Source organism: Chloroflexia bacterium SDU3-3 (assembly GCA_009268125.1).
Lineage (GTDB): Bacteria > Chloroflexota > Chloroflexia > Chloroflexales > Roseiflexaceae > SDU3-3.
In genome coordinates this window covers 589,174-606,481 of record WBOU01000001.1, presented here as the reverse complement: position 1 = coordinate 606,481, position 17,308 = coordinate 589,174, and the positions used below count along the sequence as shown (strand labels likewise).

Sequence of the window (17,308 nt, the reverse complement as noted above, 5' to 3'; positions counted from 1 at the left end):
GAGGATTAGGTGATTCCGAGCTAAAACCCATCCTCATCATCCGGCGCGTTCATCATCTGTTTCAATCCCCTCGCGAGGATTAGGTGATTCCGAGGCTTCGTAGCGGTCTGGGGGATCGTGTTTGGATGAAGCGTTTCAATCCCCTCGCGAGGATTAGGTGATTCCGAGACTCTGGCTTGCGCTGAGGCAGCCGGGTTTATCGAGGAAAGTTTCAATCCCCTCGCGAGGATTAGGTGATTCCGAGGGATAGCACCGATTTTACCACAGCCGACGAGATCGTCGGTTTCAATCCCCTCGCGAGGATTAGGTGATTCCGAGGGCCTTCGTCCTGGATACGTGCCTGCTCTGCCTTCAGATACGTTTCAATCCCCTCGCGAGGATTAGGTGATTCCGAGACGGGCATGAGTTTTCGTAACATCGCAGCGCAGATGGGGTTTCAATCCCCTCGCGAGGATTAGGTGATTCCGAGCGCCCGTGTGCGGTTTCTGTCGTGTGAGCCGCTGCTGGGGGGGGGCAATCCCCTCGCGAGGATTAGGTGATTCCGAGCGTAATCGGCGATGAGCTACCCCTTGGTGCGTTCATGCGGTTTCAATCCCCTCGCGAGGATTAGGTGATTCCGAGCATGTTGGGTGATTGTATTTGCTGAAATGCCAACAAGGTTTCAATCCCCTCGCGAGGATTAGGTGATTCCGAGGTTGGTATGTGGTGGCTCGTGATCGCTCTATTCGTCCTGGGTTTCAATCCCCTCGCGAGGATTAGGTGATTCCGAGAAAAGATTGCCCGTATTGCAGCAGCGTGTTTGCATCATCATGTTTCAATCCCCTCGCGAGGATTAGGTGATTCCGAGTCGCGCGCGAGCATTGTTTCCAACGTAGCGGGCGGGGGTTTCAATCCCCTCGCGAGGATTAGGTGATTCCGAGACGCAAGGCGGCGGCGAGATCGGGTCAGATCTCGCCGGTTTCAATCCCCTCGCGAGGATTAGGTGATTCCGAGTCTCGGCCTCGATATCCTTTCGCTCCTGATTGTAGTCGGTTTCAATCCCCTCGCGAGGATTAGGTGATTCCGAGTCCTGAAGGAGATCTGACGATGGCGACAATAACACCTAGTTTCAATCCCCTCGCGAGGATTAGGTGATTCCGAGACATCGACGCCCAGCACCAGGACGATGTGCAGGCTATGGGTTTCAATCCCCTCGCGAGGATTAGGTGATTCCGAGGCGCGAACCAAGCCTATGAGGCCGCGCGCGCCGTGGCCTGTTTCAATCCCCTCGCGAGGATTAGGTGATTCCGAGACCGAGACGCGCCAGGAGCTGTTCGAGAGCCTGCGCCGCGTTTCAATCCCCTCGCGAGGATTAGGTGATTCCGAGCTTGCACAGAAATCGACCATATCAGCAACAGCGACGCCCAGTTTCAATCCCCTCGCGAGGATTAGGTGATTCCGAGCCTGAGGTGATGAACCGGATCGCGCTCGCGCTGGGCCGTTTCAATCCCCTCGCGAGGATTAGGTGATTCCGAGTTACCGCTTCAGGGCCACACGGCGAATTACCTACACTGTTTCAATCCCCTCGCGAGGATTAGGTGATTCCGAGTGTATCTATTGAGTTTCATGGTTGGAATGCAACATTTCACAGTTTCAATCCCCTCGCGAGGATTAGGTGATTCCGAGCCTCTCACACCACGCCCGCACCATCGTAGACCCCGGTTTCAATCCCCTCGCGAGGATTAGGTGATTCCGAGCCTGGTGCGGCTCACATGGAGGCCCAGCAATCCTGACTGTTTCAATCCCCTCGCGAGGATTAGGTGATTCCGAGCCAGGCTGCACCTTAAAAAAGTTGCACAGCCCGTTGTTTCAATCCCCTCGCGAGGATTAGGTGATTCCGAGACACTGTCGACGTACCCGAGTTCGGCGAGGGTGCGCAGTTTCAATCCCCTCGCGAGGATTAGGTGATTCCGAGTGATGCCATTAATGTATTAACACATCAATCAAACGGTGGTTTCAATCCCCTCGCGAGGATTAGGTGATTCCGAGAACTCGACCCCCGCTCGGTTGAAGCGTTTACTAAAAGTTTCAATCCCCTCGCGAGGATTAGGTGATTCCGAGGGTTATCTGGGTTGCGGATCATAACGGAACGGGCATCACCGTTTCAATCCCCTCGCGAGGATTAGGTGATTCCGAGGGGCGTCCCTATTTTAGCGCATTGGGACGCCCTTGGCAAGACGGTTTGCGCGGCATGGCCAAAATTGGCCAATTTTTCCTAACGTCAGTCATTGAAAACAGTGTTATCCAGCATCACAGAGCCAAGCGCGGCATATTTGGGGTGGGCCACGCGCTGTATAGGCGCGTGGGAGGTGGGTTCTGCCGCATCCCAATCGGGTATATGGCCTGTGGGTAAGGGCTATCAATTCGGCTGTTAAGGTGCGCTGGTGCGGTTGGGATGGAGCGCTGTCGTTGGGGGACAGTTTACCACCAAGATCGCAAGACGCCAAGCGGCAGAGGAGGGCGAATAGCGCCTGTGCGTTCTCACCCAGCAGAACATGTTCACTACCAAGAATCCAAGACGCCAAGGGGCGAAAGACCCTATATCACCGCGAAACGACTGCATCCGATGTTGCCCAAGCGTTTCCATCGCTAACGCATAGACTCTGAGCGCACGAATACCACGAAGGTGTGAGGGCGCGAAGGCTGCCGATCCGTCACCAAGACATCAAAGCGCCGCATGGGCATAAGCCATGTCAATGGGCCAGCTTTAGCATTTGGTACACCCTCCAGCGCAGTGAGCGGCGCTCGACACGCTGCCCGCTGCGCTGAGGAAGCGAGCTAGGACTGCAGCTTCCACTGCTGGCACGCGTTGCTCAGCCAGCCCCACTGGCGCACGTTGGTGCCGTCGGCGGCGGCGCAGTTCTCCACATCCAGCACCTTGCCGCTGTAGCGGTTTACGATCCGCACATAGCCGCCGTCGGTGGCCACCAGGCTCCACTGCTGGCAGCTGTTGCTCAGGTTGCTCCACTGGCGCACGTTCGCGCCGTCGGCGGTGGCGCAGTTCTCCACATCCAGCACCTTGCCGGTCGCCGCGCTCACGATCCGGTAGTAGCCGTCGGCGGTGTCTTGGAAGCTCCAGCGCTGGCAGCTGTTGTTCAGGTCGCTCCACTGGCGCACGTTGGTGCCGTCGGCGGTGGCGCAGTTCTCTAGGTCCAGCAGCTTGCCGCTGTTGCGGTTTACTAGCTCGAAGCTGGTGACGGCGGCGCCGGTGTCGCCCGAGGGCAGGGTGAGGGCCGCGCTGGTGGCGGCGGGTGTGCCGAACTTGGGCGTGCCGTCGCTGTTCCAGCTGATCTTCTGGGCGCGTGCCGAGCGCGTGCCGCCGCAGCCCTGGCCGCTGGCCACGTTGGCGTGGTAGACCACCCAGTCCTCGCTGCCGTCGGGCGACTTGAAGAAGCCGTTATGCCCCGGCCCGTACACGCCGTTGGCATCCGAGCGCTGGAACACTGGCGAGGACGACTTCACCCACGAGCTGGCGCTCAGCACCGTGCCGCCGCTGTAGGTGAGCATGCCCAGCTTGTAGTCGGGCGTGTTGCAGCTGCTGGCCGAGTAGATGATGAAGGTCTTGCCGCCGCGCTGGAGCGCCACCGGCCCCTCGTTCACGTTTGCGCCCACCTGCTCCCAGCTGTAGGTGGGCGTGGCGATCCTCACGGCGCTGCCGCTCACCGTCCACGGGTTGCTCAGCGCGATCATGTACACGTTCTGGTTGGCCCCCTCCCACGCCGAGTAGAGCAGGTAGTACTTGCTGTTGAGCGTGAGGAGGCTGCCGTCGATGGCCCAGCCGGGCAGCAGCTGGCCCTTGTAGCTGTATGGCCCCAGCGGGTCGCTGCCCGCGCTTTCCAGCACGTGCAGCCGCTGGGTGTCGCAGCACGCGCCGGATGTGCCAGCGGTGTAGTAGATGTACCAGCGCGTGCCGTTGGGGCCGCTCAGCTGGTGGAACTCGGGTGCCCACATGGCGCAGCAGCGCGACGCGGTGGTGTCGGTCCAGATCTGCACCGAGGGCGCGCTCGCGAGGCCCGCCAGCGAGCTGGCGCGGCGCATGGTCAGCTCGGATGACCACGTGGTGGTCATCAGGTAGTAGGAGCCGCCGTAGTACTGCAGCCAGGGGTCTGCGCCGTTCTGCTTCAGCGGGTTGGTGAAGGTGGTGGCGGCCATGCCCGATGCTGCGGGGACGAGCGAGGCGGCCATGATGCCGATCAGCAGGGCCAGCCGGATCCAGCGTGCGGGGTGGTCGCGCCACGTCGTTGTGCGTTCCATCGCGTGAAACTCCTTTGTCTTCTGCATGCGAGGCACGGTCGCGATTGGCCTGATCAACGCGCTTCAGAACATTCTAGTGAAAAAGAGAAACAGTTGATCAGAAAAAGATAGAATTTCTACTGATTATGCGAGGAAATATAGGGCAATGTTCTAGAAGAGTCAATACGCGTTTTTATGACCAAGACACCAGCAAGAGAGACGAATACCACGAAGACGCAAAGGCACGAAGGGGGATCGATTTACCGCCAGGATCCCAAGGAGAAAAGCGATTGGTGGTATACTGCACCTTGTTAAAAGAACATATGTGCGATTTTGGAGGGGCTATGATCGAGATACCGTGCGCCGTGCCAGGGCTTCGCTATGCGGCAGAATATCTCTCCGCCCCCGAGCAGCAGGCCCTGCTGGATGTGGTGGATGCCCAGACCTGGCTGGCCGACCTGCGGCGGCGGGTGCAGCACTACGGCTACCGCTACGACTACACCCGCCGCACCGTCGACCGCAGCCTGGCGCTAGGGCCGCTGCCGCCCTGGGCCGCCGAGCTGGCCGCGCGGCTGCACCGCGAGGGCTGGGTGGAAGCGCTACCCGATCAGGTGATCGTGAACGAGTACATGCCGGGGCAGGGCATCGCCAGCCATATCGACTGCACGCCGTGTTTTGGCGACACCATCGTGTCGCTCAGCCTCGGCTCGGCCTGCGCCATGGTGTTCAGCCACGCCCGGCGCGAGGAGGCCCACGAGCTGCTGCTCGCGCCCGGCGGCCTGGTGGTGATGCGCGGCGAGTCGCGCTACGACTGGCGGCACGGCATCCCTGCCCGCAAGAGCGACGCCCTGGGCGGCCAGCGGATCGCGCGCGGGCGGCGGGTATCGCTCACCTTCCGCACGGTGATCCTGGCCGACTGAGCTGCTTTTTTACCACCAAGACACCAAGACGCCAAGGACGAAATATCCTTGGTGTCTTGGTGTAAGGCGTCGTTTTGGAAAATGACAGCGGTTTCCTAGTCGGCTAGGATGGGGGCCTCGGCTGGTGCCGCGCCAGCGGCGGGGCGCAGGCTGTGGCGGTTGAGCCAGAACACCAGGGCGGCCAGCGCGAAGGCGGCCAGGATGCCCCAGGCCGCGATCTGCAGTGTGCTCTGGGTGCCCAGCACAATCGCGGCGGGCGCGGCGGTCTCGGTGGAGCTGCCGCCCGCCGATGCCACATAGCCCGCGAACAGCGCGCCCATCAGCGGGATGCCGGTGGTCTGGCCGATGGTGCGCGAGAGCGCCAGCAGGCCCGAGGCCACGCCGATCTGGTCGCGCCGCACCGCGTTCATTACCGCGCTGTTGTTGGGCGACTGGAACACGCCGATGCCGATGCTGATCGGCACCATGCGCACAAAGTAGCCCGCGATCCCCACATCCTGGCTGAGCGTGGCGGCCAGAAAGTAGCCGCCCACCATGATCGCCAGCCCGATCAGGCTGATGATGCGCGACCCGTAGCGGTCGGAGAGCCAGCCCGAGAAGGGCGCGATCACCGCCGTGACCACCGGCACCACCGCCAGCATCAGGCCGGTCTGGGTCACGCTGTAGCCCATGCCCTGCTCTAGGAAGAACGGCATGATCAGCGTGTTGCTGGCCAGCACCACAAACACGATCACGCCCAGCGCCAGGCTGAGGCTGAACAGCACGTTGCGGAACATGCCGAGCTGGATCATGGGCTGCGCGACCTTGGACTCGACCACGATGAAGGCCACGATGCCCACCAGCGACGCGGCCATCAGGCCCAGGATGAGCGGGTCGGCGAGGCCGCGCTCCTGCACCAGCGTCATGCCCAGGGCGTAGCACACCATGGTGGCGGTCAGCACCAGCGCGCCCACCACGTCGAAGCGCTGGCGCACGGCGGCGGGCGGCGTGTTCGGCACGGTGAGCGAGACAATGGCCACGGCCAGGATGCCGATCGGCAGGTTGACCAGGAAGATTGAGCGCCAGCCTGCGGTGCCCAGCAGCACGCCGCCCAGCGACGGCCCGATGGCCACGCCCACCGACACGGCGCTGCCCACGATGCCCAGGGCGCGCCCGCGCTCGCGCGGCGGGAAGGCCTCGGTGACGATGGCCGTGCCGAGCGCCATCACCATCACCGCGCCCATGCCCTGCACCGCGCGGAAGGCGATCAGCCAGCCCACGTCGGATGCGATGCCGCACAGCAGCGAGCCAAGGGTGAAGATCGCCAGCCCGGCGGTGTAGATGCGCTTTTTGCCCAGAATGTCGCCCAGGCGCGCCACCCCCAGCAGCAGCGCCGTGATCACCAGCAGGTAGCTGAGCACCACCCACTCGACCATGGCGAAACTGGTATGCAGCTCCTGCACTAGGGTGCGCAGGGCAATATTGACGATGCTGCCGTCGATGGTCGACATCAGCACGCCAAGACTCACGCCAAATAGAATCCACCAGCGTTTTGGCGACGCCTGTTCCTCGGAAGACATACAAAAACCTCTTTGCCAGATAGTGCAGATTGCGCGTGTCGCCATTGGACGAGGGATCAACTTTGACCATGAAAGTATAGCATTTTCTTTTGACCTGTCAAAGGTTGAGCGGTCATACAAAGGGCCGATTTCTTGGCCAGGTCGGTGTTTAGCCCTAAAAAGCCCGATTGTGACAAAAAGTTAAAAATGAGTTGGATAGTGACGAGCCTCGTAACGCTTGCCGTGACGCTTACGTGACATTGGCCACCTAAGATAGAGCGAGATTCCCGCATTGGCATCGTACGAGGAGGTGCAACACACCGGGGTGCAGGAAGAGACAATAGCATGGGAGAACAACACGTCTCTTGGCTCTTTTGTAAGGAGGTTCTCGCAGAGAACGGTGCCCTTGAGATAGCGTGGAGAACATAGCGCCCCTGGCGGGGCATCTGGGACAATCAAGAAATCGTTCACACTCTTTGTTGCTTTTGCTGGTAGGAGAAACCCTATGGTTCGGTTCCGTAATTGTTTTCTGGCGATGACGGTCTGCGCGGTGGCGCTGGGCATCCTGCCCTCGCAGGGTACGCAGGCGGCGACCACATACAACTATGCCGAGGCCCTGCAGAAGGCGATCTACTTCTACGAAGCCCAGCAGTCGGGCGTGAAGCCCAGCTGGAACCGCGTGGAGTGGCGCGGCAACTCGGGCCTGACCGACGGCGCGGATGTGGGCAAGGATCTGACCGGCGGCTGGTACGACGCAGGCGACCACGTGAAGTTCGGCTTCCCGATGGCCTCCTCGGCCACGCTGCTGGCCTGGGGCGCGGTCGAGTACCGCGACGCCTACACGCAGAGCGGCCAGCTGACCCCGCTGCTGAACAACCTGCGCTTTGTGAACGACTACTTCATCAAGGCGCACACCGCACCCAACGAGCTGTATGGCCAGGTGGGCCTGGGCAACACCGACCACCAGTGGTGGGGGCCTGCCGAGGTGATGCAGATGGCGCGGCCATCGGCCAAGATCAGCGCCAGCTGCCCCGGCTCGGATCTGGCAGGCGAGACGGCGGCGGCCATGGCCGCGTCGTCGATCGTGTTCCGACCGACCGACCCGACCTACGCCGACACGCTGCTGACCCACGCCAAGCAGCTCTACAGCTTCGCCGACACCTACCGCGGCGCGTACAGCGACTGCATCACCGACGCGGCCACCTTCTACAAGTCGTGGAGCGGCTACAACGACGAGCTGGTGTGGGGCGCCGCATGGCTCTACCGCGCCACCGGCGACGCATCCTACCTGACCAAGGCCAAGACCTACTACGCCAACCTGGGCACCGAGCCGCAGAGCACCACCCGCTCGTACCGCTGGACGCAGGCCTGGGATGACAAGAGCTACGGCAGCTATGTGCTGATGGCCAACCTCACCGGCGAGCAGCAGTACAAGGATGATGCCGAGCGCTGGCTGGACTACTGGAGCGTAGGCGGCGGCACCCGCACGCCGGGCGGCCTGATCTATGTGGACCAGTGGGGCTCGCTGCGCTACGCCGCGAACACCGCCTTCATCGCCTTCGTGTACGGCGACAAGCTGACGGATGCGACCAAGAAGCAGCGCTACCACGACTTCGCGGTCAAGCAGATCAACTACGCGCTGGGCGACAACCCCCAGAAGCGCAGCTACGTGGTGGGCTTCGGCACCAACCCGCCCACCAAGCCGCACCACCGCACCTCGCACGGCTCGTGGCTGGATAGCATGGGCGATCCGGTTGAGAGCCGCCACATCCTCTACGGCGCGCTGGTGGGCGGCCCGAACGCCAGCGATGCCTACACCGACAGCCGCAGCGACTATACCGCCAACGAGGTCGCGACCGACTACAACGCTGGCTTCACCAGCGCCCTGGCCCGTATGTACCAGGAGTACGGCGGCACCGCGCTGGCTGGCTTCCCCAGCAAGGAGACCCGCGACGACGACGAGATGTTCGTGCAGGCCGCGCTGAACCAGTCGTCGAGCACCAAGTTCACCGAGGTCAAGGCCCTGATCATCAACAAGTCGGGCTGGCCCGCGCGCATGCTCGACAAGGCCTCGTTCCGCTACTACTTCACGCTTGAGCCGGGCGTGACGCCCAGCCAGATCACGGTCAGCTCGGGCTACAGCCAGTGCACCAGCATCAGCGGCCCGACCCAGTACGCCGGCTCGATCTACTATGTGACGGTGGACTGCGCTGGCCAGAAGATCTACCCCGGCGGCCAGTCGGCCCACAAGCGCGAGGTGCAGTTCCGCATCGCCATCCCCGATGGCAACACCACCGCCACCTGGGATCCGACCAACGACTGGTCGTATGCGGGCATCCCCACCACCTCGGGCGCGACCCCGGTGAAGGTCTCGAACATCGTGCTGTACGACAACGGCGTGAAGGTGTGGGGCAATGAGCCGAGCGGTACCCCGGTGACCCCGACCGCGACCGCGCTGCCGACCAACACGCCGACGACTGGCCCGACCAGCACGCCGGTGCCGCCGACCGCGACGCCGACGACTGGCCCGACCAGCACCCCGACGCGCACGCCGACGACTGGCCCGACCAGCACGCCGGTGCCGCCGACCGCGACGCCGACCACTGGCCCGACCAGCACCCCCACCACGGTGCCGCCCACGGCGGTGCCCGGCGCGTGCCAGGTGACCTACACGATCACCAACCAGTGGAACACCGGCTTCCAGGCCGACGTGACGATCAAGAACACCGGCACCAGCGCGATCAGCGGCTGGACGCTGGCCTGGACCTTCGCGAACGGCCAGACCGTCACCCAGTCGTGGAACAGCACGCTGACCCAGACGGGCGCGGGCGTGAGCGCGGTGGGCGCGGGCTGGAACAACAACATCGCCCCTGGTGGGACGGCCAGCTTTGGCTTCATCGGTGCCCACAGCGGCACCAACGCCAAGCCCGCCAGCTTCACCGTGAACGGCACGGCCTGCACGAGCAACTAGGTAGCCTGGGAGGGCGCGGGGCCTTGGCTCTGCGCCCTCTCTCGCGCTGTTTTGGCGAAAGAAAAGTAAAGCTGATTGTTTGTACCCACGTTTGCTAGGCAACTTGATACTCAGGAGGACGGCCATGCTCCGTCGTATGGTTTGGGTGAGGGTGGTGCTGGTGCTGGCGGTGCTGGCCACGGCGGTAGTGCTCGGCGGGCTGCGCGCCTCGGCGCAGACAGCCTCCGCGCCAGGGTTTGTCTACCGCTGCGGCATCCACTTCTGCCTGGATGGCTCCTACTACTACTTCGCCGGGGCCAACACCTACGACATGTTCACCTACGGCGGCAGCTATGGCGACACCGAGACCCAGTGGATGGACAAGGCGCGGATCAACGCCCACTTCGCCCGCCTGCAGGCCGACGGCGTGAAGGTGCTGCGCCTGTGGATGTTCAGCCACGAAGAGTGGCACGGCTTCGAGAGCGCCAAGGGCGTCTACTCCGAGCCGCAGTTCGCCCTGTTCGACTACATCATCGAGTCGGCGCGGGCGCACGAGGTGAAGCTTATCCCCGTGTTCGAGAACTACTGGGAGGCCTACGGCGGCATTGACACGCGGCTGGAGTGGGAGGGCATCACCAGCGGCGAGCTGAACCGCTGGAAGTTCTTCAACAAGGCGCAGTGCCCGGGCTGCTTCACGCAGTATAAAAACTATGTCAGCTACGCGCTCAATCGCGTGAATCACTACAGCGGGATCGCCTATAAGGATGACCCAACGATCTTTGCGTGGGAGCTGATGAACGAGCCGCGCTACCGCAACGCCACGCCCGATGAGAATACCACTGGCACCACGCTGCGCGCCTGGGTCGACGAGATGGGCGCATATATCAAGTCGATCGATAGCAAGCACATGCTCGGCACGGGCATGGAGGGCCAGGAGACGCGCTACGGCTACGGCGGCGACTCGGGCAACCCGTTTGTTTTCATCCACCAGTCGCCCTACATCGACTTCACCTCGTCGCACCCCTACCCCACCGAGCCCTGGGCCAACCTGACGATCGCGCAGACGCGGGCGCTGGTGCGCACCTGGATCACCGAGTCGCACACGCTGGTGGGCAAGCCCTTCTTCATGGGCGAGTTCAACAGCCACACCGGCGTGCGCGCCGACTGGTGGGCGGCCTTCTACGACGAGATCGAGCAGAGCGGCGGCGACGGCTCGGCCTTCTGGTGGTACGACGACCGCACCCCGACCTCCGACGGCAAGTTCGGCGTGGATGCCAGCTCGCCCGAGCTGGCGGTGTTCCGCCAGCACGCCCAGCGCATGCAGGCCAAAAACGTGTACGCAGGCCCCACGGCCACGCCCGGCGGCCCGACGAACACGCCCACGGCTACCCGCACCGCCACGCCCACGGTCAACCCGGCCAGCATCCTGCGGGTGCAGCACAAGCGCTACAACACCGACCCCGCCGACGGTGTGGTAGGCCCAGATCTGCAGGTGGTAAACACCAACCTGAACCTGACCGTGCCGCTGAGCGAGCTGACCATCCGCTACTGGTTCACCGCCGACGGCCCGCAGGAGCTTTCATCCTCCTGCCTGTGGTCGCAGGTGGGCTGCGGCGCGGTGAGCAGCAAGGTGGTGCGGCTGGCCTCGCCGGTGGGCGGCGCGGACAGCTACCTTGAGGTGACATTCCCGACCAGCAGCTTCATCATCCAGCCCTACGGCGCGACCGGCGAGATCCAGCTGAGCGCGCACAAGAGCGACTGGAGCGCCACCAACGAGCTAGACGACTACTCGTACACCACCAACGACAGCTTCGCGGATGCCAGCCACATCACGCTCTACCGCGCTGGCCAGCTGGTGTGGGGCAGCGAGCCGACCGGCGCGGCGCTGACCAGCACGCCGACGCCCACCCGCACCGCCACGCCCACCCGCACCGCCACGCCGAGTGCAACCGCTACCACGGGCACGGCCACGCCCACCAGCATAGCCACCGCCACCGTAGGCACGGCCACGGCCACGGCCACGCCCACCCGCACCGCCACGCCCACCTGGACGCCCACCGTCACTGCTACGCCGGTGGCTGGCGTGGCCTGCCAGGTGAGCTATGTGGTCAACCAGTGGACCACCGGCTTCACGGCGACGGTGTCGGTGAAGAACACCGGTACGAGCGCGATTGGCGGCTGGACGCTGGCCTGGACGTTTGGCGGCAACCAGAAGATCACGAACGCCTGGAGCACCACGCTGACCCAGACCGGCGCGAGCGTGAGCGCCAAAGATGCGGGCTACAACGCCAGCATCCCGGCGGGCGGCAGCACCAGCTTTGGCTTCCAGGCCAGCTACAGCGGCACCAACAGCGCCCCAGCGGGCTTCACGCTGAACGGAACGGCGTGCGCGCTAGCACCGTAGCAACAGCCGACGCTGCAGGCCGCGTATGGCGTGGCCTGCGCGAGGATAAGAATCAAGGAGGGCACGATGAAGGGCTTTCGTGATTCAGGTATCCGACTGGCGGTTTTGTTCACGATGATCGGCATTGAGGTTGTGATGGCAAAGACGGCTGTTGCGATGGGCGGCGTACCGATGCAGTACCCGCCAAACTATATAGCGATGGAGGGCGGCGCTCACCCGCTGGCAGCTGCGCTGTCCGCCACGGCCAGCGCGCCTGCGACGCCCACGCCTGCGGCCACGCCGCCGCGTACCGCGACCATCCCGCCGTGGCGCTGGTCGCCTACGCCCACGCCAACAGCGCCGAGGACAAGTGTCGCATCACCGACACCCACGCCGACGCCGCCCTACGCCACCTATACGACAACGCCGACTCCGCCGGAGACGCCGACGCCGACATCGATCTACGCGACCTATACGGTCACGCCTGAATATAGCTGCGCTGTCTCGTACACCATGGTCAGCCAGAGCGACAGCACGTTTGAGGCATACGTGTATATGCGGAACACCGGATCAGTCACCATTCCATCTTGGCGGCTGGAGTGGGATTTCCCGGGCGATCAGCAGATGACATGGCATTCGTCGAGCATGATCGGCGGTCAGAGCGGTCGCCATGTCGCGTTTTATGGGGTGTTCTCATTTCAAGATCTGTATGTCCACGATGCCCGTGGGGCGCATATCGGCGGGACATACAGCGGCACGAACGACCCGCCAGCCCGTTTCACCATCAATAGCGTGCCCTGCCAGATCGAGTAGCCCACACGCTGTGTGGCTCCCACTGCGGTGAGCCAGCCAGCGCCGTTTGAGGAATGGGATCAAAGGAGACGACCATGTGGAATGTTCCAAAGAAGGCGAACCGCATTGTGGCCATGGTGGCCCTGGTGGGCGTCGCTGCGGCGAATCTCGCCGCGCCTGCCTCGGCTGCGCCCACAGGCGAGCGCCTGCGCAACCTGGCGGGCGACTTCCTGATCGGCTACGCGGCCATGAGCAACTTCAACACCGCCAGCGACGCGGCCCAGTACCAGGAGGTGGCACGCACCGAGTTCAACTTCGTGACGCCCGAGAACGCTATGAAGTGGGACGCGACCGAGTCATCGCAGAACAGCTTCAATTTTGGCGGGGCCGACACGCTGGTCAACTTCGCGCAGGCGAACAACCAGAAGGTGCACGGCCACACGCTGGTGTGGCACAACCAGCTGCCCAACTGGGTGGCCAACGGCAGCTGGAACAGCACCACGCTGACCAATGTGATGTACAACCACATCGACAAGGTGATGAACCACTGGTCGGATGGCCAGATCTACGCCTGGGATGTGGTGAACGAGGCGTTTGAGGAGAACGGGACGCGGCGGGCCAGCGTGTTCCAGAACGTGATCGGCAACTCGTACATCGAGCTGGCGTTCCGGCGGGCCAAGGCCGCCGACCCGGTGACCAAGCTGATCTACAACGACTACAACATCGAGTCGATTAACAGCAAGTCGAACGCGACCTACAACATGATCGCCGACTTCAAGAATCGTGGCGTGCCGATCGACGGGGTGGGCTTCCAGATGCACCTCACGAACGGCGGGATCGACTACAACAGCCTGGCGCAGAACATGCAGCGCTTTGCCAATATCGGTGTGGAGATCTACATCACCGAGATGGACGTGCGCTTCCCGACGCCCACCAACAGCAGCGATCTGGCCAAGCAGGCCACCATCTACCAGGGTGTGCTGGATGTCTGCCTCAAGCAGCCGATGTGCAAGGCGCTGCAGGTCTGGGGTATCCCCGACAAGTACTCGTGGGTGCCCGGCACCTTCCCCGGCACCGGCGACGCGCTGATCTTCGACAACAACTACAACCCTAAGCCCGCCTACTACTCCATCCAGTCGCGCCTGGCCAGCCGGGTCACAACGCCCACGCCGGTGACGCCTACGCCGGTGACGGTGACGCCCACGCCCATCACGCCCACGCCTATCACGCCCACGCCGGTGACGGTGACGCCCACGCCTATCACGCCTACCCCGGCTGGTGGCTGCCAGGTGAGCTATGTGCTGAACCAGTGGAACACGGGCTTCACTGCCGAGGTGGTAGTGAAGAACACCAGCAGCACGCCGATCAGTGGCTGGACGGTGGCATGGACCTTCGCGGGCAGCCAGCAGATCTCGAACGCCTGGAACGCCGCCGTGACCCAGACGGGCAGCAGCGTGAGCGCCAGGAATATGCCCTACAACGCCAACATCGCGGCGGGCGGCAGCACCAGCTTTGGCTTCCAGGCCAGCTACAGCGGTAGCAACGCCGCGCCCACCAGCTTCACGCTGAACGGCACGGCCTGCTCGCTTGCGCAGTAGGATACTAGTTAGGCGGGGTGCTTCGTCCAATGAAGTGCCCCGCCTGCGGAGATGGCGGAAAGGTGAGGATGAATATGCGCAGCACTGGCTATCGGGCGCTCTTGGCGACCATCCTTCTTGGGCTAAGCCTTACGGCGGCGGCCTACCAGAAAACCTCTATCGCACAGGCTCATGACGGCACCACGTCCTTCATCCCCGTGGCCCGCGCCCAGTCGGCAGAGGCCACGCCCACAGCTGCCCCCTCGGCCACGCCGACAGTGCCGCCGCTGCCCACGCCGACAAGCTCGGTCTCGGCCTCGGCCACGACGGTGACGGTGGGCGAGACGCTCACGGTGTACGCAACCTCGAACCTGGGCTTGCCGCGCTACTACCTCACCATCTTTGATGCGAGCACCGGGCAGGAGCAGTCGCAGACATCCCCGATCTTCAGCCCCGCCAAGCCCGATCCCATCCAGGTCTCCTACGGCGCGGTCAGCTGGTCGCTGACCGCCGTGCGCTCGGGGACGGTCTACTTTGGCCTGGGGGTGAGCGGCGAGGTGTGCGCGCGTAACCTTTGCACCTGGGGCTACAGCGGCGCGCGCTCGGGGAACGTGCAGGTGATCGACGCCCCCACGCCCGATCCCTCGATCACACCCACGCCGACGGCCTCGCCAGGCTGCGCGGTTCGCTATGCGGTGAACCAGTGGGGCACCGGCTTCACCGCCAACATAACGATCGCCAACACCAGCGCCGCGCCGCTGGACAGCTGGACGCTGGCCTGGGCGTTTGGCGGCGACCAGCAGATCTCGAACGCCTGGAACGCTGCCGTGACCCAGACGGGCAGCAGCGTGGTGGCCAAGAGCATGCCCTACAACGCCAGCATCGCGGCGGGCGGCAGCACCAGCTTTGGCTTCCAGGCCAGCTACAGCGGCAGCAACGCCGCGCCCGCCAGCTTCACGCTGAACGGCGCGGCCTGCGACATTCTTCCGTAAGTGGGTTCGCTGGTGCGGTGCTGGGCGACCAGCGCCGCACCGTTCGGATAGGTTTAGGAGCACAGTATGCGCTATCGTCCTTTTTTTGTTGCGGCGATGTTGGGAGCAGTCCTAACCATGGCAGTCGGCCCGCAGGCCTTCCAGGCCCAGGCCAGCCCCACCAACCCGTACCTGTTCCCGTACAACCAGGGCACGAACATCAGCTACAACATCAGCGATGTCACGGCGGCCTGGCAGCAGTGGAAATCGACCACGATCACATCCAACAACGCGGGCGGCGGCGGTCGGCTGCGCGTGATGGGCGGCACCGACAGCGGCAGCACCGTGTCGGAGGGCCAGGGCTACGGCATCCTGTTCTCCTCGATCTTCGACGAGCAGAGCACCCTGGATGGCCTGTGGCTGTTCGCCCGCGACCACCTAGACAAGTACGGCCTGATGCACTGGCACATCGGCAGCCCCGGCCAGCTGATCGGCGAGTACGCCGCCACCGATGGCGATGAGGACATGGCCCTGGGCCTGATGAACGCCTGTATCAAGGTGCGCAAGGGCGCGTGGTCGAACAGCCCCTATGGCATCGACTACTGTTCAGCCGCCACATCCATGATCAACGCGATCTACCAGTACGAGGTGGACAAGCCCGGCAGCGAGCCGCCTGCGGGCCTTTCCAACAACCAGGGCGGCGAGCTGCTGCCCGGCGATGCCTGGCTGCTCACGCGCGACTACCCCGAGGGCATCGTGAACCTGTCGTACTTCTCGCCGGGCTACTTCACGGCGTTTGGCAAGTTCACCGGCAACACCAGCGGCTGGAACACGGTGAACGCCCGCAACTACGCGATCACCAACCTGGCGCAGGGCAAGGCCGGCAACTGCTCGAAGCTGATCTCGAACTGGAACCAGTACGACGGCGACCCGCAGACCGTCTCGTGGCAGCCCGACACCTCGCACTACTGGGGCTGGGATGCGGCGCGCTTCGCCTGGCGTATAGCGGTGGATAAGGCCTGGTACAACACCGCCAACGCCCGCGAGACCATGAATGAGGTCGGCGGGTTCTTCAGCAGCGTGGGCATCAGCAACGTGCGTGCCCAGTATCGGCTGGATGGCACCTCGATCGATAGCTACCACAGCACCTACTTCGTGGCCCACGCCGCCTCGGCGATTTGGGCGGCCCCCAGCCCCAACGCAGTGAACTGCGGCGCGGCCACCGGCTCGCTCAAGACCAGCCCGCAGCAGGCCTACAACGAGGTGCTGAACACCAAGGAGCAGGGCGGCGACGGCGTGTACTACAACAACTCGTGGCGGCTGTTCGCCATGCTGCTGATGACCGGCAACTTCCCCAACTTCTACGAGATGGCCAACAGCACCACCCCGACGGCCACGCCGGTGGTGCCGACGGCCACACCAGTGGTTCCCACGGCCACGCCGGTGGTGCCGCCCACGGCCACGCCGGTGGTGCCGCCCACCGCTACCCCGGTGGTGCCGCCCACGGCCACGCCGGTGGTACCGACGGCCACGCCGGTGTCTGGCGCTTCCTGCCAGGTGAGCTATGTGGTGAACCAGTGGAACACCGGCTTCACCGCCAACGTGACGATCAAGAACACCGGCAGCAGCACGGTGAGCGGCTGGACGCTGGCCTGGACCTTCCCCAATAGCCAGCAGGTGACCAACGCCTGGAACACCACGCTGACCCAGAGCGGCGCAAGCGTGACGGCCAAGGACGCTGGCTGGAATGGCACCATCGCCCCCGGCGGCACATCCAACTTTGGCTTCCAGGCCAACTACAGCGGCAGCAACGCCACGCCCAGCAACTTCACGCTGAACGGCGCGGCCTGCAGCGTCGCTCCCTAGTGCTACCCGCGCCCGCCTGCCCCACGCGGGCAGGCGGGC

Annotated in this window: 9 protein-coding genes and 1 CRISPR repeat array (1 of these 10 cut by a window edge); of the genes, 7 read left to right on the top strand and 2 right to left on the bottom strand. The window is 63.8% G+C overall.

Going from position 1 to position 17,308, the window contains the following annotated elements:
* A CRISPR array of direct repeats spans positions 1-2,176; the repeat unit is 36 nt; unit sequence GTTTCAATCCCCTCGCGAGGATTAGGTGATTCCGAG (it extends 6,942 nt beyond the left edge of the window).
* Positions 2,177-2,817: 641 nt separating this feature from the next.
* On the bottom strand, positions 2,818-4,293 hold the full coding sequence (locus F8S13_02570; protein ID KAB8145980.1) for a family 43 glycosylhydrolase: 1,476 nt from the start codon (positions 4,291-4,293) through the stop codon (positions 2,818-2,820).
* Between the two features lie 323 nt (positions 4,294-4,616).
* Between F8S13_02570 and F8S13_02565 the strand changes: the two genes are divergently transcribed.
* The gene (locus F8S13_02565) at positions 4,617-5,192 is read left to right on the top strand and encodes an alpha-ketoglutarate-dependent dioxygenase AlkB (GenBank protein KAB8145979.1); all 576 of its coding nucleotides are present in this window, start codon (positions 4,617-4,619) and stop codon (positions 5,190-5,192) included.
* Positions 5,193-5,287: 95 nt separating this feature from the next.
* Here F8S13_02565 and F8S13_02560 read toward each other — a convergent pair whose 3' ends face one another.
* Positions 5,288-6,751 carry an MFS transporter gene (locus F8S13_02560; GenBank protein ID KAB8145978.1) on the bottom strand — a complete coding sequence of 488 codons (1,464 nt, stop codon included), beginning with the start codon at positions 6,749-6,751 and terminating at the stop codon, positions 5,288-5,290.
* A gap of 484 nt (positions 6,752-7,235) precedes the next feature.
* On the opposite strand from F8S13_02560, the gene F8S13_02555 reads away from it, so the two are divergent.
* The 6 genes from F8S13_02555 to F8S13_02530 all read left to right on the top strand — a co-directional run bounded on the left by F8S13_02555 (position 7,236) and on the right by F8S13_02530 (position 17,269).
* Positions 7,236-9,701 (top strand): endoglucanase, encoded by a 2,466-nt coding sequence (locus tag F8S13_02555; protein ID KAB8145977.1) that lies wholly within the window; start codon positions 7,236-7,238, stop codon positions 9,699-9,701.
* 124 nt (positions 9,702-9,825) lie between these two features.
* Complete coding sequence (locus F8S13_02550; GenBank protein ID KAB8145976.1) at positions 9,826-12,084, top strand: cellulase family glycosylhydrolase; 2,259 nt, start codon at positions 9,826-9,828, stop codon at positions 12,082-12,084.
* 135 nt (positions 12,085-12,219) lie between these two features.
* A complete protein-coding gene (locus tag F8S13_02545; GenBank protein ID KAB8145975.1) occupies positions 12,220-12,876 on the top strand; it encodes a hypothetical protein in 657 nt (218 codons plus the stop codon).
* Between the two features lie 995 nt (positions 12,877-13,871).
* Positions 13,872-14,453 (top strand): hypothetical protein, encoded by a 582-nt coding sequence (locus tag F8S13_02540; protein KAB8146092.1) that lies wholly within the window; start codon positions 13,872-13,874, stop codon positions 14,451-14,453.
* Positions 14,454-14,527: 74 nt separating this feature from the next.
* Complete coding sequence (locus F8S13_02535) at positions 14,528-15,424, top strand: hypothetical protein (protein KAB8145974.1); 897 nt, start codon at positions 14,528-14,530, stop codon at positions 15,422-15,424.
* 66 nt (positions 15,425-15,490) lie between these two features.
* Positions 15,491-17,269 carry a glycoside hydrolase gene (locus F8S13_02530; GenBank protein KAB8145973.1) on the top strand — a complete coding sequence of 593 codons (1,779 nt, stop codon included), beginning with the start codon at positions 15,491-15,493 and terminating at the stop codon, positions 17,267-17,269.
* Positions 17,270-17,308 lie beyond the last annotated feature (39 nt).

What these genes read in the sequence shown, in the direction of transcription:
- F8S13_02570 (KAB8145980.1), bottom strand. Translation starts at nt 4,293, where the DNA reads ATGGAACGCACAACGACGTGGCGCGACCACCCCGCACGCTGGATCCGG.
- F8S13_02565 (KAB8145979.1), top strand. Translation starts at nt 4,617, where the DNA reads ATGATCGAGATACCGTGCGCCGTGCCAGGGCTTCGCTATGCGGCAGAA.
- F8S13_02560 (KAB8145978.1), bottom strand. Translation starts at nt 6,751, where the DNA reads ATGTCTTCCGAGGAACAGGCGTCGCCAAAACGCTGGTGGATTCTATTT.
- F8S13_02555 (KAB8145977.1), top strand. Translation starts at nt 7,236, where the DNA reads ATGGTTCGGTTCCGTAATTGTTTTCTGGCGATGACGGTCTGCGCGGTG.
- F8S13_02550 (KAB8145976.1), top strand. Translation starts at nt 9,826, where the DNA reads ATGCTCCGTCGTATGGTTTGGGTGAGGGTGGTGCTGGTGCTGGCGGTG.
- F8S13_02545 (KAB8145975.1), top strand. Translation starts at nt 12,220, where the DNA reads ATGGCAAAGACGGCTGTTGCGATGGGCGGCGTACCGATGCAGTACCCG.
- F8S13_02535 (KAB8145974.1), top strand. Translation starts at nt 14,528, where the DNA reads ATGCGCAGCACTGGCTATCGGGCGCTCTTGGCGACCATCCTTCTTGGG.
- F8S13_02530 (KAB8145973.1), top strand. Translation starts at nt 15,491, where the DNA reads ATGCGCTATCGTCCTTTTTTTGTTGCGGCGATGTTGGGAGCAGTCCTA.